Below are 26413 nucleotides of genomic sequence, written 5' to 3'. Positions count from 1 at the left end.
ATGCGCCGCGCGCGCAACGGCTGCGCTCGAGACAATCATATCGACACGACCGCCACCCCACGGATCCGCTCGTCCATGCTGTCGCCTACCGAATTCCTCGAGGTTGTGCGGCTCGCACCGCTTGTCGGGATCGACCTCATCGTCGCCGACGCCGACGGCCGCGTGCTTGTGGGTGAACGACGCAATCGTCCGGCGCGCGGCAAATGGTTCGTGCCCGGCGGACGCATCCACAAGGACGAATGGCTCGACGGCGCGTTCACGCGCATCGTCGAAACAGAGCTCGGCATTGCGGGCATGCAGCGCTCGGCTGCGCGCTTCGTCGGCGTCTTCGAGCATCACTATCCGGACAACTTCGCGGCAGAAAACGGCATCGGCACACATTACGTTGTACTTGCGTATGCGTTCATGCTGGATAGCACCGTGCCTGTTGGGCGCTTCGATCAGCACAGCCAGTACGCGTGGCTGTGGCCAGAGGAGCTGCTCATGCGCGAAGACGTGCACAAGAATTCGAAACAATATTTCCGCTGAAAATGCCCCAGTAACAGACACACACGCGTCGTGGATTTCCCCGCAAGGCGTTCGTGAAGCTCGCGCGGGGCGCGCGTGCGCGCCCGTAAGACCCGGGTGCAACGCCGCGCCAGGACCGCTCCGCCTTGCCCACCATACCGAGCCATTCTGCCAAGTTCTCGGCATTTTCAGACTGCGGCGTGCGTCAGCACCCCACGGGCCTATCATGAATCCCGAGAGCGTGATGTGACCGCATGTAACAGCCCCACTCAGCCGGATGAGGGCACGCGGCGCAAAAGCGCAACGTACTCCTGCGAATCCTTTCTGCGCGAGGAACCGGCCATGTACATCGACAGGGTGGTCTGCCGGCAAGCCGCTTTCCAGCCGCGCGGCGCTCACTTGAAGTTCGGACACGTGGCCAAACGCATCGGCATCCTGGTTTTCGAGGGCTTCCCGCTCGGGGATGTGACCTTGCTCGCCGATGTGTTTCGTCTCGCGAACGATGCCTGCGCCGACACGCTTCCTGCTTATTCGATCGTCATGCTTTCCGAGCCTGGCGGCAACGTGGCCAGCGGCTGCGGCCTGCGGATATGGTCAGAGAGCCTGCATGGCCCGCTGCGCAGCGGCTTCGACACCCTGTTCATCGCCGGCGGCCCTGGTGCGATGCAAGCGCGCGACAACGCGCGCCTCATCACGCGGCTGCAGATGCTCGCACCGAAAGTGCGCATCATCCGCGCACTCGGCGAGGGACGCGCCGTACTCGCCGCCGCCGATGTGCCCTTCCTGCGCACGGGCGGCAATACGGCAAGCTCGGCGCAGCGGCTACGCCGGGCGCTGGAAGCGCGCAACGCCGGCGCTTCTGTCGTGACGCCTTCCGAGGCGCTCGTCGCCGCTCTCAAGGTGGTCAAGCGCAATCACGGCGTGGCGCTCGCGCAGCGCGTATCCGAGGACTCGATGCCGGGCTCGTGGGAGCGGCTCGGCCCCATGCTCGACGATGGCGAAGCGGACAGCGCGAACGGCAAGATCAGTTCGGCTGCGCACTGGCTGCGCGAAAACTACCATCAGCCGATTTCGGTGGCCGATGCGGCGCGCGTCGCGCAGATGAGCATGCGAAACTTCCTGCGCCACTTCAAGACGCAAACGGGACTCACGCCGTCCGAATATTTGCTGCGTACCCGGCTCGATGCCAGTTGCCTCCTGCTCGCGCAAACCAATCTTCCCATCGACGAGATCGCGCAACGCTGCGGCGTGCCGCGCGGCGAGCGTCTTGCGCGGATCTTCCGGCGCAGGCTCTCGATTTCGCCATCGGGGTATCGCGCCGTGAACCGGCGGGCTTCGGGCGAGTAATCCCGGTCGCAATTCGATACATGTTTTACTGCTGCATACGTAAAACGCCGCGCTTACGCGCGGCGTCTTTTTCATTCGGCGTACTCAGCGTGTAATTTCGGCACGCCTCGTGTGCAACGTTACAGCATGCCGGAGCCGAAGATCTCCGTGTGGATACGCGAAGCATCGACGCCGCGGGCAATCAGCGCCTCGCGCTGTTCGCGCATGAACGCCACGGGGCCGCACAGGTAGTAATCGGCGTCGGGCAGCAGCACATCCGCTTCGATGCGGCCGATATCGGTGCGCCCTTCGAAGTCGTAGTCAACGCCCTGGCGGTCGTTTGTACCGACTTCTTCGTAGAACACGGCACGCTTGACGTTCGGGTACTCGCAGACCGCGTGACGCAGAAAGTCGCGGAATGCGTGCACCTTCGCGTTACGGCATGCGTGCACGAAGGTCACCTTGCGCTCGCTACGCTCGGCGATCAGCGTGGAGAGCATCGACTTCATCGGCGTAATGCCCACACCGCCGCTCATCAGCACGACCGGCGACGTCTTCTTGCGATCGAGCGTGAACTCGCCCATCGGCGCGCTCACGTGCACCACCGCGCCTTCTTCCACGCCGTCATGCATGAGGTTCGATACGTGGCCCGGCTGCGCTTCGCCGCGGCCAGCCTCCCGCTTCACCGAGATGCGCAGCCATTTGCCGTGCGGCGCGTCCGAGAGGCTGTACTGACGCGGCTGGTCCACGCCGAGCTTGTCGACGAAGCGCGTGACGCTAACATACTGGCCCGGCTCGAAGCCGCCTGCCGATGCACCGTCGGCCGGCGCGAGATAGAACGAGGCGATCTCGTCGCTTTCGACTTGCTTGCGCATCACCTTGAACGGACGGAAGCCGCTCCACGAAGCCCCTTCGTACAGCTTCGCCTCGGTGCCGATCATGATGTTCGCGAGCTGCTCGTAGGCCACGGCCCAGGCGTCGAGTGTGGGCTGGTCCACGGCGTCGCCGAGCACGTCCACGACTGCGCCGAGCAGATGGCGGCCGACGATCGGATAGTGCTCCGGACGGATGTTCAGGCTCGCATGCTTGTGCGCGATGTGCGTGACCGCGCCGCCGAGCGCGCCCAGATTGTCAATGTTCGCCGCGTACGCGTACACGGCGCGGGCGAGCGTTTCGGGCTGGCTGCCGCTTTGCTGATGCGTCTGGTTGAAGATGTTCTTGAGCTCGGGGTGCGCGGCGAACATCCGCTTGTAGAAATGCTTGGTGATCGTGGCGCCGTGCTCGGCGAAAACGGGCGCAGTGGCCTTCACGCGGGCCATCTGGTCGGCGGTGAGCGCAGTCATTTACGGCTTCTCCGTGGTAAAGATGCACACACGATACATCTTTAATGCGAGAGCCCGACCCAGGCATTTTGTCGCACCCAGCAATTTCCCGACTGCGGTCGCCCGGGACGCGCGGCGCATGGCCGTGGAGCCCGCTTCGGCGGGGTTTTTGCGGTGCGGGAAACAGTCTTTTTCGGACGATGGCGGTGCGGTTGGATGCTAGACGCCACCTCGGAGCGCACGTCGGCCGGACGGCGCCGCGCGCTCGCGCCCTTTTATGCCTTACTCGCGCTTGCCCGCGCCCCGGTCGTGCCGCCAGAGCACGTCGCTGCCGCCCGCGGCCCGGTTGAGCACGCGCGCGAGCACGAAGAGCAGATCGGAGAGCCGGTTGACGTAGCGGCGCGGCGTATCGGCGAGCGGCGGGCCCGAGTTCGCCGACGCGCACACTGCGACCACCGCGCGCTCGGCGCGCCGGCACACGGTGCGGCACACGTGCGCGAGCGCCGCCGCCCGCGAGCCGCCGGGGAGAATGAATTCCTTGAGCGGCGACAGCGTGGCGTTGTAGTGCTCGAGCCAGCCATCGAGCCGCGCGAGGTGTTCGTCGGTCACGAGCGTGTGGCCCGGCATGCACAGCTCCCCGCCGAGATCGAACAGGTCGTGCTGGATTGCGACGAGCGCCCCGCGCACATCATCGGGGAGCGTTTCGCACAGCAACACGCCGATCTGCGAGTTCAGCTCATCGACGTCGCCGATCGCGGCGATGCGCGCGTCGTCCTTGCTTACGCGGCTGCCGTCGCCGAGGCCGGTCGAACCGTCGTCGCCGGTGCGCGTTGCAATCTTGCTCAGGCGATTGCCCATCTGGTGCTCTCCAAAGCTGTAAATTCGCGCAGGTCGCGCATCACGCGCACCCGGCGCCGGGTACGGCGTCCACACCTGCCGGCCCCATTATAGGTTTCGTGCACTGCAGCATACGGAGCGCGGCTTTGCGGCGCGGACGTTCAGCGTAAAATGGTCTGAGCCAGAAGTCATACCCATACGAAGGAGACACCCGCGTGAATCACCCCGCGCCGCCGGCCCTCGCACGCCGCCCGTTCCCCGCCGAACTCCTCGATCAGCTGCGCAGCGCGTTCGGCGAACGCGTCTCCACCTCCGAAGCCGTACGCGCCCATCACGGCCGCGACGAATCGCCCTTCGATCCGCAACTGCCCGACGCCGTGGTGTTCGCGCAGAGCACCGAAGATATCCAGACCATCGTCAAGCTGTGCGCCGGTCACGGCGTGCCGATCATTCCCTATGGCAACGGCTCGTCGCTCGAGGGTCACTTGCTGGCCGTGCAGGGCGGCGTGTCGATCGACCTCTCGCAGATGAACCGCGTGCTCTCGATCAACGCCGAAGATCTCACCGTGACCGTCGAGCCCGGCATCTCGCGCAAGCAACTCAACGAAGCGCTGCGCGACACGGGTCTGTTCTTCCCGATCGATCCGGGCGCCGATGCGAGCATCGGCGGCATGACGGCCACGCGCGCCTCGGGCACCAACGCCGTGCGCTATGGCACGATGCGCGAGAACGTGCTCGGCCTGACCGCCGTGCTCGCCGACGGACGCGTGGTCAAAACCGGCACGCGCGCGCGCAAGTCGTCGGCAGGTTACGACCTCACGCGCCTTTTCGTGGGCTCGGAAGGCACGCTCGGCGTGATCACCGAAATCACGGTGCGACTCTACCCGCAGCCCGAGGCAGTCTCGGCGGCGGTGTGCGCGTTCCCTTCGATGGCGGAGGCCGTGCGCACGGTGATCGAGACGATCCAGATCGGCGTGCCGATCGCGCGCGTGGAATTCATCGACTCCCTCGCGGTGCGCGCAATCAACAAGCATTCGAACCTCACGCTGCGCGAGAAGCACACGCTCTTCTTCGAATTTCACGGCACCAATGCGGGCGTCGCGGAACAGGCGCAGCTCGTGCAAGAGCTTGCCGCGCAGCACGGTGGCGAAGGCTTCGAATGGGCCACGCGCCCCGAGGACCGCAGCCGCCTGTGGAACGCGCGCCACAACGCCTACTTCGCGATGCTGCAGCTCAAGCCCGGCTGCCGCGCCGTGACGACCGACGTATGCGTGCCGATCTCGCGCCTCGCCGAATGCGTGATCGAGACGGAAACCGACCTCAAGGCGTCGCCGCTGCCCTGCCCGATCGTCGGGCACGTGGGCGACGGCAACTTCCACGTGGCGATCCTGATCGACCCGAACAAGCCCGAGGAAATCGAGGAGGCCGAACGCCTGAATCACCGCATCGTGCAGCGTGCGATCGCGATGGACGGCACCTGCACGGGCGAACACGGCGTGGGCCTGCACAAGATCGATTTCCTCGTGGAAGAGCACGGCGCGGACACCATCGACACGATGCGCGCGATCAAGCACGCACTCGATCCGCACAACCTGATGAATCCGGGCAAGATCTTCAGCTGGGCGGTGTAACCGACAAGCGCTGAGAAGCGCACACATGCGCAACAGACGGGAGGAGACATGAACGCACCCGAGGCGAACTTGCCCGAGCTGAGCCCGGAAGCGCTCGCGCAACGCCAGCGCGAGGTAGTCCAGGCGTTGATGGCCGTGCTGCCGGCGCATTGCCTGCTGCATCGCGAGGAGGACACCGTCGCCTACGAGTGCGACGGCCTCGCCGCCTACCGGCGGCTGCCGCTCGCCGTGGCGCTGCCGGAGACCGAGTCGCAGGTGCAACGCATCGTGCAGATCTGCCGGCGCCTCGACGTGCCGGTCGTGCCGCGCGGCGCGGGCACCGGCCTCTCGGGCGGCGCCAAGCCGATCCGGCATGGCATCGTGCTTTCGCTCGCGCGCTTCAAGCGCAGTCTCGAAGTCGATCCCTATGCGCGCACGGCCACCGTGCAGCCCGGCGTGCGCAATCTGGCCGTTTCCGAAGCGGCGGCGCCCTTCGGCCTTTACTACGCGCCAGACCCTTCGTCGCAGATCGCCTGCACGATAGGCGGCAACGTTTCGGAGAATTCCGGCGGCGTCCATTGCCTGAAGTACGGCCTCACGGTGCACAACGTGCTGCGGGTGCGCGCCGTCACGATGGACGGCGAGATCGTCGAATTCGGCTCGCTCGCGCCCGATGCGCCGGGCCTCGACCTGCTCGCGGTGATGATCGGCAGCGAAGGCATGTTCGCGATCGTGACCGAGGTGACCGTCAAACTGATTCCGCGCCCGCAAACCGCGCAGGTCATCATGGCGAGCTTCGACGACGTCGTGAAAGGCGGCGACGCCGTCGCGGGCATCATCGCCTCCGGCATCATTCCGGCGGGCCTGGAAATGATGGACAAGCCGGCCACGCGCGCCGTGGAGGAGTTCGTGAACGCGGGCTACGACCTCGACGCCGCCGCCATCCTGCTGTGCGAAGCCGATGGCACGCCCGAGGAAGTCGCCGACGAGATCGCGCGCACGACCACGGTGCTGCGCGAGCATGGCGCCACGCGCATCCAGATCTCGCGCACCGAGGAAGAACGCCTGCGCTTCTGGTCGGGCCGCAAGAATGCGTTTCCGGCCGCGGGCCGCATCTCGCCCGACTACTACTGCATGGACGGCACCGTGCCGCGCCGCGCGATCGGGCCGTTGCTCGCGCGCATCCACGAGATGGAAAAGCAGTATGGACTGCGCTGCATCAACGTGTTCCATGCCGGCGACGGCAACATGCACCCGCTCATTCTCTTCAACGGCAACGACCTCGACGAATGGCACCGCGCAGAGGCTTTCGGCTCGGACATTCTCGAGACCTGCGTCGAACTGGGCGGCACAGTGACGGGCGAGCACGGCGTGGGCATCGAGAAGATCAATTCGATGTGCGTGCAATTCTCGCCGCAGGAGCGCGACGCGTTTCATGCGGTGAAACACGCGTTCGACCCGGCCAGGCTGCTCAACCCCGACAAGGGGATCCCCACCCGGGCGCGCTGCGCCGAGTACGGACGCATGCATGTGCGTGGGAATCTGCTGCCACACCCCGAGTTGCCGCGCTTCTGACAGACGCGCAAACACGCACCCGGCACCGCGCAGTCTATGCATATCGCGTGACCCGAATGAGGGTCCGCTCCGGGTTGTCAGGCGGGGTTCGCTCAGTACAATCGAACGAACCATATAACGAACGAGCGCGACCATCACGACATGGAAGAGGACGACATCGTCTCGGACTGGTCCGAACGCATCCGGGCGGCGAGCGCCGATGGCCGGGCGCTGCGCATTCGCGGCGGGGGCACGAAGGACTGGTACGGCCAGTCGCTCGAAGGCGAGATTCTCGACACGCGCGCACACCGCGGCATCATTGCGTACGACCCGGCAGAACTGGTGATCACGGCGCGCGCCGGCACACCGCTTGCGGACATTGAAACGGCGCTTGCGGCGCACAGCCAGATGCTCGCGTTCGAGCCGCCGCACTTTGGCGCGCAGGCCACCCTGGGCGGCTGCATTGCCGCAGGCATTGCCGGGCCGCGGCGGGCGAGCGCGGGCGCACCGCGCGACTTCGTACTGGGCGCGGTGCTCATGAACGGCCATGGCGAGGTGCTGCATTTCGGCGGCCAGGTCGTGAAGAACGTGGCGGGCTACGACGTTTCGCGGCTCATGGCGGGCTCGCTCGGCACGCTCGGGCTGCTGCTGGAGCTTTCGGTGAAGGTGCTGCCGACGCCGCAAGCGGAAACCACGCTCAAGTTCGACATGAACGGCACGGACGCCGTTCGCAAGCTCAACGAATGGGGCGGCCGCCCGCTGCCGATGACGGCGAGCGCCTGGCGCAACGGCACGCTCGCGGTACGCCTCGCGGGCGCGGAAGCCGCGGTGAAGACGGCCCGCGCGAGCCTGGGCGGCGAAGTGGTGGACGCCGTGGAGGCCGAACGCTTCTGGGCGGGCCTGCGCGAGCAGACCGATCCGTTCTTTGCGTCGATTGCGCCCAACGCGGCGCTCTGGCGCCTCGCGCTGCCCTCGATCGCGGAGCCCCTGCAATTGCCCGGCGCGCAACTCATGGAATGGGGCGGCGCGCAGCGCTGGTGGATCACGGAAACCGACGCACAAACCGTGCGTATCAGCGCGAAGCAAGCCGGCGGTCACGCCACGATGTTCCGCACGGGACGCGACTACGATCGCAGCGCGGGCGTCTTCACGCCTTTGCCCGCGCCGCTCATGAGGATCCATCGCGGCCTGAAGGCCGCCTTCGACCCGGCCCGCATCTTCAATCGCGGCCGGCTGTATTCCGACTTCTGACGACACCCACACGCGGCGATGCAGACGAACCTCGCGGACTTCATACGCAACACCCCCGACGGCGACGAAGCCGACGCGATCCTGCGCAAGTGCGTGCATTGCGGCTTCTGCACCGCGACCTGCCCGACCTATCAGTTGCTCGGCGACGAACTGGACGGTCCGCGCGGGCGCATCTATCTCATGAAGCAGATGGTGGAAGGCGCGCCGGTCACGAAGAGCACGCTCACGCACCTCGACCGCTGCCTCACATGCCGCAGTTGCGAGACCACCTGCCCTTCCGGCGTGCAGTACGGGCGCCTCGTGGAAGTGGGCCGCAAGCATGCCGAACAGATGGTGAAGCGGCCGCTGCGCCAGCGCATCATGCGCCGCCTGCTCGCGGGCGTGCTGCCGCGCCGCGCCCTCTTCACGCCGGCGATGCGCCTTGGCCAGCAGGTGCGGCCGCTTCTGCCCAAGCGCCTGCGCGACAAGGTGCCCGTGCGCCAGCGCTCGCTCGCCTGGCCCACGGCGAAGCACCCGCGCAAGATGCTGATGCTGCAAGGCTGCGTGCAGCCCTCGATGATGCCCAACATCAACATCGCGACCGCGCGCGTGCTGGATGCGCTCGGCATCGAAACCATCGTCGCGCCGCAATCGGGCTGCTGCGGCGCGATCCGCCTGCATATGGGCTACGCCGATGACGCGCTCGACGACGTGCGCGCGAACATCGACGCCTGGTGGCCGTACATCGAACAAGGCGCGGAAGCGATCGTGATGAACGCCTCGGGCTGCGGTGCGACGGTGAAGGAATACGCGCACCTGCTGCGCGACGATCCGGCCTATGTGGAGAAGGCGCGCCGCGTGGTCGAACTCACCCGCGATCTCTCGGAATTGCTGCCCGCATTCGAGGAACAGCTCGTGGCCAACACGAGGCGCCGTAGCATCAAGACGGTAGCGTGGCATCCGCCCTGCACACTGCAGCATGGCCAGCAGTTGCGCGGCGGCGTGGAACGGCTGCTCACCGCGCTCGGGCTCGATGTGCGGTTGCCCGCCGACAGCCATCTCTGCTGCGGCTCCGCGGGCACCTATTCGATCATGCAGCCGCGCCTTTCCTACACGCTGCGCAACCAGAAAGTGGACCGGCTGCAGGCGCTGGAGCCGCAATTGATCGTCTCCGCCAACATAGGCTGCATTACGCACCTGCAAAGCGGCACGGCAATTCCGGTCACGCACTGGATTGAGCTGGTCGAACATATGCTGGTGACGAATTGACTCGATCGGGAACAGAACCAGCGTAACGAGACGCGCGGCGCGCCAACAGTCGGCCATTCGGTATAGCCTTTCCGGCCAGTGTTTCGCGCCGTGCGCAGTCCGTATAATGGCCCTCGTTCTGTTCGTTTTGGATCCAAACAGCGGCGCGCGCCATTTCACGCGCCGGCCTTCAGCCCGATGACCGATCTCTCCCGCAATCTCGAAGCTGTCCGCGAGCGCATCGCCGCCGCCGCCCGCAACGCCGGCCGCGACCCGCAAAGCGTGGAGCTGCTCGCGGTTTCGAAAACGTTTCCTGCGCAGGACGTGCGCGCCGCTCACGCTGCCGGCCAGCGCGCGTTCGGCGAAAACTACGTGCAGGAATCCGTGGACAAGATCGAGGCGCTCGCCGACTTGCGCGCGAGCATGGAATGGCATTTCATCGGGCCGCTCCAATCGAACAAGACACGCCCTGTAGCCGAGCGATTCGACTGGGTCCATTCGGTCGATCGTCTGAAGATTGCCGAACGCCTGTCGGCGCAACGTCCCGCCGGCATGGCGCCGCTCAACGTCTGCCTGCAGGTCAACGTGAGCGGCGAAGCCAGCAAGAGCGGCGTCACTCCGCAAGAAGCGCGGCAGGTCGCGCGCCAGATCGCCGCCCTGCCCAACCTGCGCCTGCGCGGGCTCATGTCGATTCCCGAGCCGGAAACCTCACTCGAGGGGCAACGCGCGCCGCACCGCCAGCTACGCGAGCTGTTCGAAGCGCTACGCGCAGATGGCCTCGCGCTCGACACGCTCTCCATGGGCATGTCGGCCGACCTCGAAGCCGCGGTGCTCGAAGGCGCGACGATCGTGCGCGTCGGCACCGCGATTTTCGGCGCGCGCGACTACTCTCACTGATTCACTGAACGATTCCATCACCATGAAAATTGCCTTCATCGGCGGCGGCAACATGGCCGCCGCACTCATCGGCGGTCTGATCCGCAAGGGCGTTCCCGCCGACAACCTCTACGCGATCGATCCGAACGAGGACGCCCGCAAGCGCAGCGCCGAGCAGTTCGGCGTGCGCACCGGCGCCGCCGCGGACGCCGCGCTCGCGTCGTACGACGCCGTTCTGATCGCCGTGAAGCCGCACATCGCCAAGGCCGTGGCCGAAGGCGTCGCACCGTACCTTGGTGCGCATCAGGTCGTCATCAGCATCATGGCCGGCATTCGCATCGACGATCTCTCGCGCTGGCTGAACGGCCACGCGCGCGTCGTGCGCACGATGCCGAACACGCCCGCGCTGATCGGCATGGGCGCAACCGGTCTTGTCGCGAGCAGCGGCGTGGACGCCGCGGGCCGCCAGCTCGCCTCGGATGTGCTCGGCGCAGTCGGCCAAACGGTCTGGTTCGACGACGAAGCGAAGATCGATGCGGTCACGGGCATCTCGGGCAGCGGCCCGGCCTACGTGTTCTACTTCATCGAAGCGCTCGAAGAAGCGGCGCGCCAGCTCGGCATGGACGAGCAGCAAGGCCGCGCGCTCGCCATCGCCACGTTCACGGGCGCGGCGCAACTCGCGCTGCAATCGGACGAGCCGCCCGCCGTGCTGCGCGAGCGCGTGACATCCAAGGGCGGCACGACCGCCGCTGCGCTGGCGTCGTTCGACGCTTCGGGCGTGAAGGCCGCCATCGTCAAGGGCGCGCTCGCGGCCGATGCGCGCGCGAAGGAAATGGGCGAGGAATTCGGCAAGCAGTAAGCGCACCGCAGTCCAGATAGAAAAAGCGCCGGGTGCGTCATGCACCCGGCGCTTTTTTTCATCGATCTCGCCTCAGAGTCCCGCGACGGCGTAGTGGGCCGCAATCCCGACGAACAGCACGCCGCCCAGCCAGTTGTTGTGGCGAAACGCGGCGAAGCACGGCATGCGTTCGCGGTTCTTGATGAGGGTGTAGTGATAAATGGCGCAGCCCACGGCGGCCGCCCAGCCGAGCCAGTAGAGCCAGCCGAAGCCCAGCGTCACGCCTACCCACACGTAAATGCCGAGCGTGGCCGCATAGCAGAGCATGATCGCGAGCACGTCGAAACGGCCGAAAGTGAGCGCCGAAGTGCGAATGCCGATCTTGATGTCGTCGTCGCGATCGACCATCGCGTATTCGGTGTCGTAGGCCACGGACCAGAACACGTTCGCGACCAGCATGATCCACGCGAGCGCCGGCACGTGGTCCTGCACGGCGGCGAATGCCATGGGAATGCCGAAGCCGAACGCAATGCCCAGATACGCCTGCGGAATTGCGAAAAAGCGCTTGGTGAACGGATACGACGCCGCTACGAACAGCGCCACGACCGAAAGCTGCTTCGTCAGCGCATTGAGCGGCAGGATCAACAGGAACGACACGAGCGCGAGGCCCGCGGCAATCGCCACCGCTTCCCAGGCGCGAATGCGGCCCGACGTGATGGGCCGTTCGGCCGTCCGTTTGACGTGGCGGTCGAAATCGCGGTCGGCGTAGTCGTTGATCGCGCAGCCCGCCGAGCGCATCAGTACGGTGCCGACCGTAAAAATGATCAGCAGCGAGAGGGGCGGATGGCCGTCCGAGGCGATCCACAGCGCGTTGAGCGTCGGCCACAGCAGCAGCAGGCTGCCGATCGGCTTGTCCATGCGGACGAGCCGCAAATAGAGCGGGAGTCGGGCGAACATGATCGGGGCGGGAAAAGCGATGCCGCTATTGTAGGCCAGGGCAGCGCGCCGTCGCCGCGAGCCGCGCCCGCGCCCGCGCAAAAACATTAAGGCCCGCCGGACATCCGGCGGGCCTTTCATCGTGCTGATCGCGCTTCAGGCGCGCAGCCCTGGCGCCGCATCGGCATCAGGCCAGCAGCGAGCGCAGCATCCACGCGGTCTTTTCGTGCGTCTGCATGCGTTGCGTGAGCAGGTCGGCGGTCGGTTCGTCGTTGGCCGCTTCCGTCGACGGGAAGATCGCGCGCGCGGTGCGCACCACGGCTTCCTGGCCCTCCACCAGCTGGCGGATCATGTCTTCCGCGGCCGGCACCCCGTCCGCTTCGGGAATCGACGAGAGCTTCGCGAATTCCTTGTAGCTGCCCGGCGCATGCACGCCCAGCGCACGAATACGCTCGGCGATGGCGTCGACAGCCAGCGCGAGTTCGTTGTACTGCCCTTCGAACATCAGGTGGAGCGTGTTGAACATCGGCCCCGTGACGTTCCAGTGAAAGTTGTGCGTCTTCAGATACAGCGTGTAGGTGTCAGCGAGCAGGCGCGAGAGACCCTCCGCGATTTTCTTGCGATCCTTGTCGCTGATGCCGATATTCACGTGCTGTACGGTTGCTTTTTTGGCCATGACGACTCCTTGTGTAGCAGTGAGACTACGCGTGCTTGACGATCCTGTTGTGCCCGCCTGCGCCTTAAAAAAACTGGCGCGCGAGCGCTCGATCGGTCGTCAGTGTAGCCTGGAAAGTTCAGAAAGCCCGCTCATCCGGCCCTACTGTGCAGCAACGCGCCCGGCTCGTTCAGCGCCCTGCCAGGTGCGCTAAGGCTTGCGTGGCGATCGCCACGAAGCCGCTCGCCACGATCGCAAAGCCCACCATCCGGCGCACGATCTGAGTGCCTTGCGCACGCGTGCGCGCCATCGCGGCCGCATTTCCCGGTCCCATCGTCTTGAGGGTCGTCGTCATCGTTCGGGTCATGATCATGCTCCTGTGGTCGTCCCTCGAATTCCTGCTTCAGGCGCGGCTCACTGTCTTGACGTTGTGACAACAAACCGCGCCTGCGTCCTTACTTCGCCAGCTTCGCGATCGCGTCGATCACGCCTTGCGCATACGCAGGATCGGCGCGGCGGAAGTGCTCGATCTGACGCTCCACGATCTGAGCCGGCACACCGTTGATATGCCGGGCGATGTTCGCGAAAAGCCGCTCGCGCTGGCCCGCATCGAACAGGCGGAACAACGCGCCCGGCTGGCTGTAGTAGTCATCGTCTTCGCGGTGATCGTAGTGATCGACCGCACCGGCCGCGAGCGGCGGCTCGCCCGCCTGCGGACGCTGCGCGAAGTCGCCGAAACGACTCGGTTCATAGTTCACGTTGCCGCCCAGGTTGCCGTCGGTGCGCATCGCGCCGTCGCGATGGAACGAGTGGAACGGGCAGCGCGGCGCATTCACCGGAATCTGGTGATGGTTCACACCGAGGCGATAGCGCTGCGTGTCGCCATACGAGAACAAACGCCCCTGCAGCAAACGATCCGGCGAGAAGCCGATGCCCGGCACCACGTTCGCCGGCGTGAAAGCGGCCTGCTCGACATCGGCGAAATAGTTCTCAGGATTACGGTTCAGCTCGATCGTGCCCACGTCGACCAGCGGATAGTCCTTGTGCGGCCAGATCTTCGTGATGTCGAACGGGTTGTACGGCACCTTCGCGGCATCGGCCTCGGGCATCACCTGAATGCGGAAATGCCACTTCGGGAAATTGCCCTTTTCGATTTCGTTGAAAAGATCGCGCTGCGCCGATTCGCGGTCCTGAGCAATCACCTCCGCCGCTTCGGCATCGCTGTAGTTCTCCACGCCCTGCGCCGACTTGAAGTGGAACTTCACATAGAAGCGCTCGTTGTTCGCGTTGATGAACGAGAACGTGTGCGAGCCGAAACCGTGCTGCTGGCGATAGTTCTTCGGAATGCCGCGATCGCTCATGAGGATCGTCACCTGATGCAGCGACTCCGGATGACGCGACCAGAAGTCCCACGCGGCCACGTTGTTGCGCATGTTGGTGCGCGGATCGCGCTTTTGCGTGTGGATGAAGTCCGGGAACTTGAGCGGATCGCGAATGAAGAACACCGGCGTGTTGTTGCCGACGATGTCCCAGTTGCCCTCTTCCGTGTAGAACTTGATCGAGAAGCCGCGCACGTCGCGCTCGGCGTCGGCCGCGCCGCGCTCGCCCGCCACGGTCGAAAAGCGGATGAAGAGCGGCGTTTCCTTGCCGACTTCGCCGAACACTTTCGCCTTCGTGTAGCGCGAGATGTCGTGCGTGACCTTGAGCGTGCCGAACGCGCCCGAGCCCTTCGCGTGCACGCGGCGCTCGGGAATCACTTCGCGGTCGAAGTGCGCGAGCTTTTCGAGCAGCCACACGTCCTGCAGCATCACCGGGCCGCGCGGACCGGCGGTGAGCGAGTTCTGGTTATCGACGACGGGTGCGCCGGCTGCCGAGGTGAGAGTACGGTCGGTCATGCTGGATTCCTTCCTTGCTTGCGTGTGTGTTCTGGAATTCGGTGAAATCTGCTTCGGGATGGCGCGAGGCCGTCAGGCGGACAGCGCGCGGTCGACGAGCAGCGAGAACCACACGGTGCGAAGGCCAGAATGGGCGCGTGCCGAGGTGCTGGGGGTATTCGGGGTGGTGGTTTGCATCGCTTCCTCCAGGGGTTTCCGGTTGAGATCGGTTAGAGGAAACTCTATCAACGACTATCGATATCTGCAATTTGATTTATTCAATCTATCGAATAGGCGTTGATTATTAGGGTCGCAAGGAACGTAAGGCTGGGGATGGTGGCGCGGGCGGATGCCGCGCTCGAAAGGAAACCGCGCCGCGCAGCCCGAAAGCGCACGGCGCGATATACGTCAGGCAGCCTCGGCAGGCGCCTCGATCTTCTTCACGCCGGGCAGCTCGCAGGCGTGAATGGCGTCGACGATCGCCTCGATCGCCGGCATGCGCGTGAAGCTCTTGCGCCACGCGAGCACCACGCGGCGGTCCGGCACGGGTTCGTCGAACGGCACGTAGGACAGCAGCCCGGAATCCACGCCGCCCGCGTGCGGCTTCACCTCGGTCACCGACATGCGCGGCAGCACGGTAATGCCCACGCCGCTCGCGACCATATGACGTATGGTCTCCAGAGACGAGCCTTCGAACGTCTTCTGGATGCCGTCGGCGTTCTGCGAGAAGCGCATCAGTTCGGGGCACACGCCCAGCACGTGGTCGCGGAAGCAATGACCGCTGCCGAGCAGCAGCATGGTTTCCTGCTTGAGGTCGTCCGGGTCGATCTTCGGGCGCTGTTCCCACGCGTGGCCCGACGGCAGCGCCACGACGAACGGTTCGTCGTAGAGCGGGCGCAGCGTGAGGCCGGTTTCGGGGAACGGCAGCGCCATGATCGCCACGTCGATTTCGCCCTGCTTGAGCAGCTCGATGAGCTTGAGCGTGTAGTTCTCCTGCAGCATCAGCGGCATTTGCGGCACGCGCTTGATCATCTGCTTGACGAGCGTGGGCAGCAGGTAGGGCCCGATCGTATAGATCACGCCAAGGCGCAGCGGCCCCACGAGCGGGTCCTTGCCCTGCTTGGCGATTTCCTTGATCGCGAGCGTCTGTTCGAGCACGCGCTGGGCTTGCGTGACGATCTGCTCGCCGATCGGCGTGACGCTCACCTCGCTCGTGCCGCGCTCGAAGATCTGCACGTTCAGTTCGTCTTCGAGCTTCTTGATGGCGACCGAAAGGGTCGGCTGGCTCACGAAGCAGGCTTCCGCGGCCCGTCCGAAGTGGCGCTCTCGAGCTACCGCGACAATGTATTTCAATTCAGTGAGCGTCATTCGGGGACCAATCAAAAAAGGTGAATCAATAGTTTGTAGTTATACACCTATGGCGGTGATTCGCCAATAATCAACACCCCTATGCGGGGCGTGATCATGACAAAAGGGTCAGACGGCGTAGGCGCGCGCAGGTTCCGCGCAATGGACTCGCAGTTGGACTCGCAGTTGGACTTTTTACGCTTTCAGATACTGCTCGCGGGCGCCGAGCCAGCGATTCAGATGCTGCGTGACGACGAGCGGAAACTCGTGCAGCAGCCGATCGGCCGCGCCGCGCGCAGGCTCGATGAGCCATGCGTCGGTCTCGAGGTTCGCGAAGCGCAGCATTGCCGCGCCAGATTGACGCGCGCCGAGAAATTCGCCGGGGCCGCGGATTTCGAGGTCCTTGCGCGCGATCTCGAAGCCGTCGGTGGTCTCGCGCATGGTTTGCAGGCGCGCGCGGCCCGTGAGCGACAACGGCCCGGTATAGAGCAGCACGCACACCGAAGCGGCGCTGCCCCGCCCCACGCGCCCGCGCAACTGATGCAATTGCGCGAGGCCGAAACGCTCGGCGTGCTCGATCACCATCAGCGACGCATTGGGCACGTCCACGCCCACTTCGATGACCGTCGTCGCCACGAGCAGCTGCACCTCGTTGCGTGAGAACGCATCCATGACGGCGGCCTTGTCCGTGGAAGCCAGGCGGCCGTGCACGAGCCCGACGGTGAGCTCCGGCAGCGCGGCTACCAGCGTTTCGTAAGTCTCGACGGCCGTTTGCAGCTGCAGCGTCTCGCTTTCCTCGATCAGTGGACATACCCAGTACACCTGACGACCCGTGAGCGCCGCTGCGCGCACGCGCGCGATCACTTCCTCGCGGCGCGCGTCGGAAATGAGCTTCGTGAGGATCGGCGTGCGGCCGGGCGGCAGCTCGTCGATGGTGGAGACGTCGAGATCCGCGTAGTAGGTCATGGCGAGCGTGCGCGGGATCGGCGTGGCCGACATCATCAGCTGATGCGGCTGGAACTCGCGATGCGTCTCGCCAGGCGCTTTCGCGTTCTGCGCCTTGGCACGCAGCGCGAGCCGCTGCTCGACGCCGAAGCGATGCTGTTCGTCGACGATCACGAGGCCGAGCCGCGCGAATTCCACAGCCTCCTGAATGATCGCGTGTGTGCCGATCACGAGCTGCGCCGTGCCGAGCGCCGCGGCTTCGAGCGCCGCGCGCTTTTCCTTCGCCTTGAGGCTGCCCGCGAGCCACGCCACCTGCACGCCGAGCGGCTCGAGCCAGCCGCGCAGCTTGCGCGCGTGCTGTTCCGCGAGGATTTCGGTGGGCGCCATGAGCGCGGCCTGGTAGCCGGCGTCGATGGCCTGCGCCGCCGCGAGCGCCGCGACCACGGTCTTGCCGCTGCCCACGTCGCCTTGCAGCAGACGCTGCATGGGGTGCGGCTGTTCGAGATCGTGCGCGATTTCCGCCACCACGCGCTCCTGCGCGCCGGTGAGCGTGAACGGCAACGTGCCGCGCAGCCGCGCGAGCAGCGTCTCGTCGCTCTTGCGGCCTGCGACGTGGCGAGCCATCGCGGGCGCGGCGCGTGTGCGGCGCTCTTCGTGCGCACGCTTGAGCGACAGTTGCTGCGCGAGCAGTTCCTCGAACTTGATGCGCGTCCACGCGGGATGCGTGCCGTCGATCAGCTCGTGCTCGTCGGCGTTCACGGGCGGGTGGTGCAACGTCTTCACGGCGTCCATCAAGGGCGGCAGATTCAGCGGCTCCATGAATTCTTGCGCCACCGCATCCGGTAGCAGTTCTGGCAGATGCGCACGCGACAGCGCGTTGTCGATCGCCTTGCGCAGATACGCCTGGCTCACGCCCGCCGTGGAGGGATATACCGGCGTAAGCGCCTGCGGCAGCGGCGCGTCGCCCTCTACGACCTTCACCGCCGGATGCACCATCTCCATGCCGAAGAAGCCGCCGCGCACGTCGCCGCGCACGCGCAGGCGCTTGCCGATCGCCATCTGCGTGACCTGCGAGCCGTAGAAGTTCAGGAAGCGCAAATGAAGCTGGTCGCCGTTGTGATCCTCGAGCTTCACGACGAGCTGGCGGCGCGGCCGGTAGGCGATCTCGTTGTCGAACACCACGCCTTCGGTTTGCGCGATGCCGCCCGGCAGCAGTTCGCCGATGGGCGTGAGCGTGGTTTCGTCCTCGTAGCGCATCGGCAGATGCAACACGAGATCGATGTCGCTGCGCAGACCGAGTTTGGCGAGCCGGTCGGCGGTTTTGGTGAGCTTGGGCTTGTCTTTGGCCGCGGCTTTTTCTACGGCTTCTTCCACGGCCTTGTCCGCGGACTTCTTCGCGGCGCGTTTGCGCGCGGGCGCTGCGGCCCCTTGCGTCGCGTCCGCTTGCCGCTTGCGCTCGCCGTCCTCGGGCTTGCGCGCGTCGTCGGGCGCCTCGCTCGCGGTATCGGCTTCGGACATCAATCGGCTAACGGATGGGGGCATGGGCAGCTTCGCAAGTACAATATCGGCTTTCCGGTATGGCGCGGCGCGTGCAGCGCGACGGCCTCTGCCATCGGGCACGCCGCGCGCATCGCTATCGCGCACGTCCCGCAATCATAGCCTTTCGTCACGCACGAACGGCCATTGCAGCCGCTTTTTGGGGCACAACCGCTTGACGGTTCGGCTCCGCGAAGCCGCCGCGCGCCGGGCCTCCGGCGCATTTCCGTTACTTCAGGCCGCATGTTCAAGCTTTCCGATTTCGATTTCGACCTCCCCGAGGAACTGATCGCGCAGACCGCCCTGCCCGAGCGCAGCGCGAGCCGTCTGCTCGAGGTCGATAACACGACGCAGTTGCCAGGCCAACCTGCGCGTCTGACCGACCGCCGCTTTTCCGACCTGCCCGCGCGCATCGCGCCGGGCGACCTGCTCGTCTTCAACGATACCAAAGTGCTGAAGGCGCGTTTCTTCGGCCAGAAGGCGAGCGGCGGCAAGATCGAGGTGCTCGTGGAGCGCCTGACCGGCGCGCGCACGGCGCTCGCGCAGATCCGCGCGAGCAAGAGCCCCGGCCCCGGCACGGTGCTGCGCCTCGCCGATGCGTTCGACGTGACGGTGGGCGAGCGCGTCGATCAGTTCTACACGCTGCACTTTCCGGACGACTGCCTCACGCTGATCGAGCAGCACGGGCGTCTGCCGCTGCCGCCCTACATCACGCACGACGCCGACGCGAGCGACGAAACGCGCTATCAAACGGTGTTCGCGCAGAATCCGGGCGCGGTGGCCGCGCCCACGGCGGGCCTGCACTTCGACGACGCCCTGCTCGCGCAACTCGACGCGCAAGGCGTGGAGCGCGCCACGCTCACGTTGCACGTGGGCGCGGGCACGTTCCAGCCGGTGCGCGTGGAGAACATCGCCGAGCACAAGATGCATAGCGAGTGGTACGAACTGCCGCAATCGCTCGTCGACAAGATCGCGGCCACGCGTGCGCGCGGCGGCCGCGTGATTGCGGTGGGCACGACCTCGATGCGCGCGCTCGAAGCCGCCGCGCGCGCCGCCGCGAACGAGAACCGCGCACTCGCGGCAACGCAGGCGGAAACCGATATCTTCATCACGCCTGGCTACAAATTCCGCGTGGTCGACCGGCTCGTGACGAACTTCCACCTGCCGAAGTCCACGCTGCTGATGCTCGTCTCGGCGTTCGCGGGGATCGAAACGATACGCGCTGCGTATCGTCACGCGATTGCGGAGCGCTATCGCTTCTTCAGTTACGGCGACGCCATGCTGCTGACCCGAACCGACGACGCGCTCAACAAGTAACACTTACGCTTCCCAAGCCTCCGCGCGACACAACCAACGCGCGGCGGCCTTTCACCATCTGCGCCGGACTGTTTTCCGGTGGCACAGGAGTCAACCGCATGACCGACGGTCATCAAAGCAACGCACGCGCCGAACACGGCACGTATCTGGGCGAACGCCCGCAGAACGGCCTCAAATTCGAATTGCTCGGCACTGACGGCCCCGCCCGCCGTGGCCGCGTCACGCTCAATCACGGCGTGGTCGAAACGCCGATCTTCATGCCAGTGGGCACCTACGGCACCGTGAAGGCCACGCAGCCGCGCGAGCTCGAAGAGATGAAGGCGCAGATCATCCTCGGCAACACCTTCCACCTCTGGCTGCGTCCGGGCCTCGAAACGATCGAGGCGCACGGCGGCCTGCATCGCTTCATGGGCTGGAACCGGCCGATCCTCACGGATTCGGGCGGCTTCCAGGTGTTCTCACTCGGCGACCTGCGCAAGATCTCGGAAGACGGCGTGCGCTTCGCCTCGCCCGTGAACGGCGACAAGCTGTTCCTCTCGCCCGAAGTGTCGATGCAGATCCAGAAGGTGCTGAACTCCGACATCGTCATGCAGTTCGACGAGTGCACGCCCTACGCGACCAACGGCGTGCCCACCACGCACAAGGAAGCCGCGGATTCGATGCGCATGTCGATGCGCTGGGCGCAGCGCTCGATCGACGAGTTCAACCGTCTCGGCAATCCGAATGCACTCTTCGGCATCGTGCAGGGCGGCATGTTCGAGGACCTGCGCGACGAATCGCTCGCCGGCCTCTCGCAGATGCCGTTCCACGGCTACGCGATCGGCGGTCTTTCGGTGGGCGAACCGAAGGAAGACATGATGCGCGTGCTCGAACACATCGCGCCGAAGCTGCCTGCCGACAAGCCGCACTACCTGATGGGCGTCGGCACCCCGGAAGACCTGGTGGCGGGCGTGGCCTCGGGCGTCGACATGTTCGACTGCGTGATGCCCACGCGCAACGCGCGCAACGGCTGGATCTTCACGCGCTTTGGCGACATCAAGATCCGCAACGCCGTGCACCGCAACTCGCTGCGCCCGCTCGACGAACAATGCGGCTGCTACACCTGCCGCAACTTCACGCGCGGCTACCTGCACCACCTGCACCGTGTGGGCGAGATCCTCGGCGCGCAGCTCAACACGATCCACAATCTGCACTACTACCTGGAGCTGATGAGCGAGATGCGCGCGGCGATCGAGACGAAGACGTTCGCGGCGTTCCGCCAGCGCTTCGCCGAGCAGCGCGCACGCGGCGTGGACTGAGACGGTGTTACCTGCCGCCCGCAAAATATTACAATAACCTTTCGCAACAATGGCGCGGACAAGGCATGCGGTCCGCTCGCGCCGCCCCGGTTTTCACGCGCATGCATGTCGCGTCGGGGCGGGATCCGCGATAAGCACTTGATCGCAAAGCCAATTTTGCGTCATCGTCGCGATGAATGCCGGTGGTAGAATAACCGGCTCGCTTTTTGATCGTAAAAAACGGAGAGACCAACGTGTCGTTCATTTCCAATGCCTTCGCGCAAGGCAGTGCAGCAGGTGGTGCCGAATCGAGCCTCATGAGCTTCCTGCCGCTCATTCTGATGTTCGCCGTGCTGTACTTCATCATGATCCGTCCGCAGATGAAGCGTCAGAAGGAACATCGCAACATGCTCGCGGCCATGGCCAAGGGCGACGAAGTGATCACGAGCGGCGGCATCGTCGGCAAGGTGACCAAGGTCAGCGAAGCCTACGTCGGCGTCGAAATCGCCGATGGCACGGAAATCACCGTGCAGAAGTCGTCGGTCTCGACCATCCTGCCGAAGGGCACGATCAAGTCGCTGTAAAGCTTCACGGTTTCCCCGAGGCCGTTGCCTCCGAAAGAACGGCCTCGCGCATCCGGCCCGCCCTCGCAGCCACTGACCGGCAAACGTCAATGCAGGTACGCCCCGAAGGCAACGCCGGACGCGCACGCAGCGCTTAAGGCCATTCCCCTCCCCCGTTGGGTCAACCAATGAACCGTTATCCCCTCTGGAAATATGTCGTGATGCTGGTGGCGCTCGTCATCGGCTTCGTGTACACATTGCCCAATTTCTTCGGCGAAGCGCCCGCGGTCCAGGTGTCGAGCGGTAAAGCCACCGTCAAGCTCGACTCGGGCACGCTCGCCCAGGTCGAAGCCGCGGTCGCCGCGAACAATATCCGCGCGACCGACGTGACGTTCGACAACTCGTCGATGAACGCGAACATCCGCGTGCGCGTCGCCGACACGGACACGCAGCTGCGCCTGAAAGACGCGCTGAACAAGGCGCTGAACGCCGACCTGAACGACCCGCAGTACATCGTCGCCCTGAACCTGCAGAGCGCCTCGCCGCGCTGGCTCACGTCGCTGCGCGCGCTGCCGATGTACCTCGGCCTCGACCTGCGCGGCGGTGTGCACTTCCTGCTCCAGGTCGACATGAACGGCGCGCTCAACAAGAAGCTCGACTCCGACGCTTCGGACGTGCGCACGCTCCTGCGCGACAAGAACATCCGCGACGGCGGCGTGAACCGCGTCAACCAGTCGGTGGTCGTCAATTTCGCCGACGCCGATACGGCCGAGCAGGCGCGCAAGGTCCTCGCGGGCTCGGGCGGCATCACCGAACTGCAGTGGTCCTCGCAGAACAACCCCGAAGGCGGCGTACAGCTCGTCGGCACGTTCACGCCGGCCGTGAAGACGGCGGTTCAGCAAGCCGCGCTCAAGCAGAACATCCAGACGCTGCACAACCGCGTGAACGAACTCGGCGTGGCCGAGCCCGTGATCCAGCAGCAAGGCGACGACCGTATCGTGGTCGAGCTGCCGGGCGTGCAGGACACCGCCAAGGCGAAGGACATCATCGGACGCACGGCGACGCTCGAAGCGCGCCTCGCCGACCCGATGGGCCTGCATCCGGACGTGAACGCGCCGGTGCCGCCGGGCGACGAGCTCTTCACGCAAGGCAATGCCGCGCCGGTGCTCCTGCGCAAGCAGGTGATCTTCACCGGCGACCGCATCATCGACGCCTCGGCGGGCTTTGACGAGCATCAGCGTCCGTCGGTCAACATCCGCCTCGATTCGGCGGGCGGCCGCGCGGTGCGCGCCGTTTCGCGCGACAACATCGGCAAGCCGATGGCGATGGTGCTGTTCGAAAAGGGCAAGGGCGAAGTGCTGACGGTGGCGACCATCCAGTCGGAACTGGGCGACCGCTTCCAGATCACGGGCCAGCCCACGCCGCAGGCCGCCGCCGACCTCGCACTGCTGCTGCGCGCAGGTTCGCTTGCCGCGCCGATGGACATCATCGAGGAACGCACGGTTGGCCCGAGCCTTGGTGCGGACAACATCCGCAAGGGCTTCGACTCGGTGATCTACGGCTTCGCCGCCATCGCCGTGTTCATGATCGCGTACTACATGCTGTTCGGCGCGATCTCGATGATCGGCCTGTCGGTGAACCTGCTGCTGCTCGTCGCCGTGCTGTCCATGCTGCAGGCCACGCTCACGCTGCCGGGTATCGCGGCTATTGCGCTGGCGCTCGGTATGGCGATCGACGCGAACGTGCTGATCAACGAGCGCGTGCGCGAAGAACTGCGCAACGGCGCGCCGCCGCAGCTGGCCATCCAGAACGGCTACGCACACGCCTGGGCGACGATTCTCGACTCGAACGTGACCACGCTCATCGCCGGTCTCGCACTGCTCGCGTTCGGTTCGGGCCCGGTGCGGGGCTTCGCGATCGTGCACTGTATCGGCATTCTCACGTCGATGTTCTCGGCCGTGTTCTTCTCGCGCGGTCTCGTGAACCTCTGGTACGGCGGCAAGAAGAAGCTCAAGTCGCTCGCGGTGGGTCAGGTGTGGCGTCCGGAGCCGGATGAAGGTACGCCCGCGCTCGCCGGCGCCGATGCCGGCACGGACACGGGCCGCGCCGTTGCGGCCACCACCGGCGCCGCCCGGCGCGAACCGGCCAAGGCCGGCGCGAAGGGCGCCGCACGCGCCAAACCGGTCGTACGCCGCCGCGATGCCCAGGGCGGCACTGGCGGCTCCGGCAACAACACCGGCTCGTCCCGCTGATACGGAGTCACGAACATGGAATTTTTCCGCATCCGCAAGGACATCCCGTTCATGAAGCACGCGTTGATCTTCAACGCGATCTCGCTTCTTACCTTCATCGCGGCGGTGTTCTTCCTCTTCCACCGCGGCCTGCACCTGTCGATCGAATTCACGGGCGGCACGGTCATTGAAGTGCAGTATCCGCAGGCGGTGCCGCTCGAACCGCTGCGCGACTCGCTCACGAAGATCGGCTACGGCGATGCCCAGGTGCAGAACTTCGGCACCTCGCGCGACGTGCTGATCCGCCTGCCGCTCAAGCAGGGCCTGAGCTCCGCGCAGCAGAGCGACCAGGTGATGTCCACGCTCAAAGCGGCTGAGCCGCAGGTGCAGCTGCAGCGCGTGGAGTTCGTCGGCCCGCAGGTCGGCAAGGAACTCGCCACCGACGGCCTGCTCGCGCTCGCCTGCGTGGTGGCGGGCATCGTCATCTACCTGTCGTTCCGCTTCGAATGGAAGTACGCCGTGGCCGGCGTGATCGCGAACCTGCACGACGTCGTGATCATTTTGGGCTTCTTCGCGTTCTTCCAGTGGGAGTTCTCGCTCTCGGTGCTCGCGGCCGTGCTCGCCGTGCTCGGCTACTCGGTCAACGAATCGGTCGTTATCTTCGACCGGATTCGCGAGACCTTCCGGCGCGAGCGCAAGATGAGCGTGACCGAAGTCATTAACCACGCGATCACCAGCACGATGTCGCGGACCATCATCACCCACGGCTGTACGCAGATGATGGTGCTCTCGATGTTCTTCTTCGGCGGCCCGACGCTGCACTACTTCGCCCTGGCGCTGACGGTGGGTATTCTCTTCGGCATCTATTCGTCGGTGTTCGTTGCCGCGGCGCTCGCCATGTGGCTCGGCGTGAAACGCGAAGACCTCATCAAGGACAAGAAGGAAAAGTTCGATCCGAACGATCCGAACGCGGGCGCGCAGGTGTAAGCGGCGCACCAGCAAAAAAGCCGGTTCTCGCGAACCGGCTTTTTTTTCGTGCCTGCGCAACGCAACGGCCTTCGCCGCGCTTGCCTACTGCTTGATCCCTTCGGCCTGGATATGCAGCGTGGTCTTCATCTTGAAGCCGTACTTCTTGCCCGAGTCCATGCCGAAGTCGTCGCGGTTGAATGCGGCTTCGGCCTCCACGCCGCATACCTCGCGCTTGAGCACGGGGTGCTGCATGCATTTGAACGACGCGATCTCGAGCCTGAGCGGCCGCGTCACGCCGTGCAGGGTGAAGTCGCCGATCACCTCCTTGGGCGTATCGCCATTGAAGACGATGCGCGTGCCCTTGTAGGTGGCCGTGGGGTACTTCGCGACATCGAGAAAGTCGTCGCCCACCAGATGCTGGTCGAGCTGCGGATTGCCGGTCTGGATCGACGCCGGATCGATCGTCACGTCTACGGTGCCCGTCTTCGCCGCGCGGTCCAGCGTGACCATGCCCGTGGTCTTCGTGAACTTCCCGCGCCACGTGGACAGACCGCCGAAGTGGTCGGCTTCGAAGCTCGGAAACGTGTGATTCGGATCGAGCTGGTAAGTATCGGCGGCGTGCGCGGCTTGCGTCATCAGAGCGGCGAGCGACACGGCGCAGCCTGCGGCCATCAGTACGAGCTTGTTCAAAAGCGCCTCCTCGGGGTCGTCGCTCTACTTGTGCGCGACGACGATGTGAAATTTGATGAGCACTTCGTCGGCCACAATTGAGGTGTCCTTCCACTCGCCGGTGCCGATGTCGAAGGCGAGCCGGTGGATCGGCAACGTGCCGTCGAAAGTCTGCGTCCCGCCCTGCTGCGTGAGCACGACGGGCACGGCCACGTTCTGCGTGTGCCCCTTGATCGTCAGTTTGCCGCTCACGCTGTACTGGTTCGTTGCGGTCGGCGCGATGGCCGTCGAGACGAACGTTGCCTGCGGGAACGTCTTCGCGTCGAACCATTCGGGCCCGTGCACCGAATCGTTGTAGGTCGGGTCGCCCAGATCATAGCTCGCCGTGTCGACCGTGATCTTCGCGCTGCCGCCCGCGGGTTTGGCCGGATCGAAGGCGATCTGCGCGTCGAACTTCGTGAAGCTGCCCTGGACCGGCACGTTCATCTGGCGCGAGACAGCGACGATCGTACTCTTCGCCGCGTCGAGCTGCGCATGCGCGGCTGCGCCCGCGAGCAGCGCCGCAGCGGCGCCGGCCCACACTGCCGCGGCCCCGACCGCCGGGCGCCACCGGTAAGAACGAATCCACCTCGACAAGGCTTCCATGATCGTCTCGCTTTGATTGCGTAGTCATTGACTTCGTGGATGGGCAGCGGCCACCTTGCGCAGCCATGCATGCTCCATGCCCGAAAGATAGTCCAAATTGG

At 65.4% G+C, this 26413-nt stretch carries 23 protein-coding genes; 13 read left to right on the top strand and 10 right to left on the bottom strand.

Annotated elements, in window-relative coordinates:
• Positions 1-75: 75 nt before the first annotated feature.
• Together AB3X99_RS09765 and AB3X99_RS09760 are read left to right on the top strand one after the other, a co-directional pair.
• Positions 76-528 carry a GDP-mannose mannosyl hydrolase gene (locus AB3X99_RS09765; protein WP_069267835.1) on the top strand — a complete coding sequence of 151 codons (453 nt, stop codon included), beginning with the start codon at positions 76-78 and terminating at the stop codon, positions 526-528.
• A gap of 321 nt (positions 529-849) precedes the next feature.
• Positions 850-1854: a helix-turn-helix domain-containing protein gene (locus AB3X99_RS09760; RefSeq protein WP_342947677.1), complete on the top strand. Its 1005-nt coding sequence runs from the start codon at positions 850-852 to the stop codon at positions 1852-1854.
• Positions 1855-1973: 119 nt separating this feature from the next.
• On the opposite strand, the gene hmpA is transcribed toward AB3X99_RS09760, so the two are convergent.
• Together hmpA and AB3X99_RS09750 are read right to left on the bottom strand one after the other, a co-directional pair.
• A complete protein-coding gene (gene hmpA, locus AB3X99_RS09755) occupies positions 1974-3176 on the bottom strand; it encodes an NO-inducible flavohemoprotein (RefSeq protein ID WP_368616769.1) in 1203 nt (400 codons plus the stop codon).
• Positions 3177-3437: 261 nt separating this feature from the next.
• The gene (locus AB3X99_RS09750) at positions 3438-4013 is read right to left on the bottom strand and encodes a cob(I)yrinic acid a,c-diamide adenosyltransferase (protein WP_368616768.1); all 576 of its coding nucleotides are present in this window, start codon (positions 4011-4013) and stop codon (positions 3438-3440) included.
• A gap of 194 nt (positions 4014-4207) precedes the next feature.
• Here AB3X99_RS09750 and AB3X99_RS09745 point away from each other — a divergent pair, with 194 nt between their 5' ends.
• From AB3X99_RS09745 to proC, 6 genes are all read left to right on the top strand, one after another.
• On the top strand, positions 4208-5623 hold the full coding sequence (locus AB3X99_RS09745) for an FAD-binding oxidoreductase (protein ID WP_368616767.1): 1416 nt from the start codon (positions 4208-4210) through the stop codon (positions 5621-5623).
• A gap of 48 nt (positions 5624-5671) precedes the next feature.
• Complete coding sequence (locus tag AB3X99_RS09740) at positions 5672-7177, top strand: FAD-linked oxidase C-terminal domain-containing protein (protein WP_368616766.1); 1506 nt, start codon at positions 5672-5674, stop codon at positions 7175-7177.
• 141 nt (positions 7178-7318) lie between these two features.
• On the top strand, positions 7319-8407 hold the full coding sequence (gene glcE / locus AB3X99_RS09735) for a glycolate oxidase subunit GlcE (RefSeq protein WP_069267816.1): 1089 nt from the start codon (positions 7319-7321) through the stop codon (positions 8405-8407).
• Between the two features lie 18 nt (positions 8408-8425).
• Entirely contained in the window at positions 8426-9655 is a 1230-nt protein-coding gene (gene glcF / locus AB3X99_RS09730; RefSeq protein ID WP_368616765.1) for a glycolate oxidase subunit GlcF, read from the top strand.
• Between the two features lie 177 nt (positions 9656-9832).
• Positions 9833-10531 carry a YggS family pyridoxal phosphate-dependent enzyme gene (locus AB3X99_RS09725; RefSeq protein ID WP_368616764.1) on the top strand — a complete coding sequence of 233 codons (699 nt, stop codon included), beginning with the start codon at positions 9833-9835 and terminating at the stop codon, positions 10529-10531.
• Positions 10532-10553: 22 nt separating this feature from the next.
• The gene (gene proC / locus AB3X99_RS09720) at positions 10554-11369 is read left to right on the top strand and encodes a pyrroline-5-carboxylate reductase (protein ID WP_368616763.1); all 816 of its coding nucleotides are present in this window, start codon (positions 10554-10556) and stop codon (positions 11367-11369) included.
• Positions 11370-11441: 72 nt separating this feature from the next.
• On the opposite strand, the gene ubiA is transcribed toward proC, so the two are convergent.
• The 6 genes from ubiA to recG form a co-directional block, all read right to left on the bottom strand.
• A complete protein-coding gene (ubiA, locus tag AB3X99_RS09715) occupies positions 11442-12305 on the bottom strand; it encodes a 4-hydroxybenzoate octaprenyltransferase (protein WP_368616762.1) in 864 nt (287 codons plus the stop codon).
• A 166-nt stretch (positions 12306-12471) separates the two neighbouring features.
• Complete coding sequence (locus AB3X99_RS09710; RefSeq protein ID WP_042262475.1) at positions 12472-12960, bottom strand: Dps family protein; 489 nt, start codon at positions 12958-12960, stop codon at positions 12472-12474.
• Positions 12961-13129: 169 nt separating this feature from the next.
• Positions 13130-13306: a hypothetical protein gene (locus AB3X99_RS09705; RefSeq protein ID WP_368616761.1), complete on the bottom strand. Its 177-nt coding sequence runs from the start codon at positions 13304-13306 to the stop codon at positions 13130-13132.
• Between the two features lie 88 nt (positions 13307-13394).
• Positions 13395-14834, bottom strand: coding sequence for a catalase (locus AB3X99_RS09700; protein ID WP_368616760.1), 1440 nt, complete (start codon positions 14832-14834; stop codon positions 13395-13397).
• A gap of 387 nt (positions 14835-15221) precedes the next feature.
• Positions 15222-16181, bottom strand: coding sequence for a hydrogen peroxide-inducible genes activator (locus AB3X99_RS09695; RefSeq protein WP_069268466.1), 960 nt, complete (start codon positions 16179-16181; stop codon positions 15222-15224).
• Between the two features lie 174 nt (positions 16182-16355).
• A complete protein-coding gene (gene recG / locus AB3X99_RS09690) occupies positions 16356-18647 on the bottom strand; it encodes an ATP-dependent DNA helicase RecG (protein ID WP_368616759.1) in 2292 nt (763 codons plus the stop codon).
• A 237-nt stretch (positions 18648-18884) separates the two neighbouring features.
• Between recG and queA the strand changes: the two genes are divergently transcribed.
• From queA to secF, 5 genes are all read left to right on the top strand, one after another.
• Complete coding sequence (gene queA, locus AB3X99_RS09685) at positions 18885-19958, top strand: tRNA preQ1(34) S-adenosylmethionine ribosyltransferase-isomerase QueA (RefSeq protein WP_368616758.1); 1074 nt, start codon at positions 18885-18887, stop codon at positions 19956-19958.
• Positions 19959-20056: 98 nt separating this feature from the next.
• On the top strand, positions 20057-21256 hold the full coding sequence (gene tgt / locus AB3X99_RS09680; RefSeq protein ID WP_368616757.1) for a tRNA guanosine(34) transglycosylase Tgt: 1200 nt from the start codon (positions 20057-20059) through the stop codon (positions 21254-21256).
• A gap of 233 nt (positions 21257-21489) precedes the next feature.
• A complete protein-coding gene (gene yajC, locus AB3X99_RS09675) occupies positions 21490-21819 on the top strand; it encodes a preprotein translocase subunit YajC (protein ID WP_042262488.1) in 330 nt (109 codons plus the stop codon).
• Positions 21820-21986: 167 nt separating this feature from the next.
• Positions 21987-24050 (top strand): protein translocase subunit SecD, encoded by a 2064-nt coding sequence (secD, locus tag AB3X99_RS09670; RefSeq protein WP_069268462.1) that lies wholly within the window; start codon positions 21987-21989, stop codon positions 24048-24050.
• A 15-nt stretch (positions 24051-24065) separates the two neighbouring features.
• Positions 24066-25016 carry a protein translocase subunit SecF gene (secF, locus tag AB3X99_RS09665; protein ID WP_069268461.1) on the top strand — a complete coding sequence of 317 codons (951 nt, stop codon included), beginning with the start codon at positions 24066-24068 and terminating at the stop codon, positions 25014-25016.
• A gap of 84 nt (positions 25017-25100) precedes the next feature.
• Here secF and AB3X99_RS09660 read toward each other — a convergent pair whose 3' ends face one another.
• Positions 25101-25670, bottom strand: a complete 570-nt coding sequence (locus AB3X99_RS09660; protein ID WP_368617039.1) for a YceI family protein — start codon at positions 25668-25670, stop codon at positions 25101-25103.
• A gap of 42 nt (positions 25671-25712) precedes the next feature.
• Positions 25713-26312, bottom strand: coding sequence for a YceI family protein (locus tag AB3X99_RS09655; protein WP_342947666.1), 600 nt, complete (start codon positions 26310-26312; stop codon positions 25713-25715).
• Between the last annotated feature and the right edge of the window lie 101 nt (positions 26313-26413).

Source organism: Paraburkholderia sp. BR10882, from assembly GCF_040948855.1.
GTDB lineage: Bacteria > Pseudomonadota > Gammaproteobacteria > Burkholderiales > Burkholderiaceae > Paraburkholderia > Paraburkholderia nodosa_A.
Note: the sequence above shows the minus strand (reverse complement) of the source record. Positions and strands in the feature narration are given on the sequence as shown.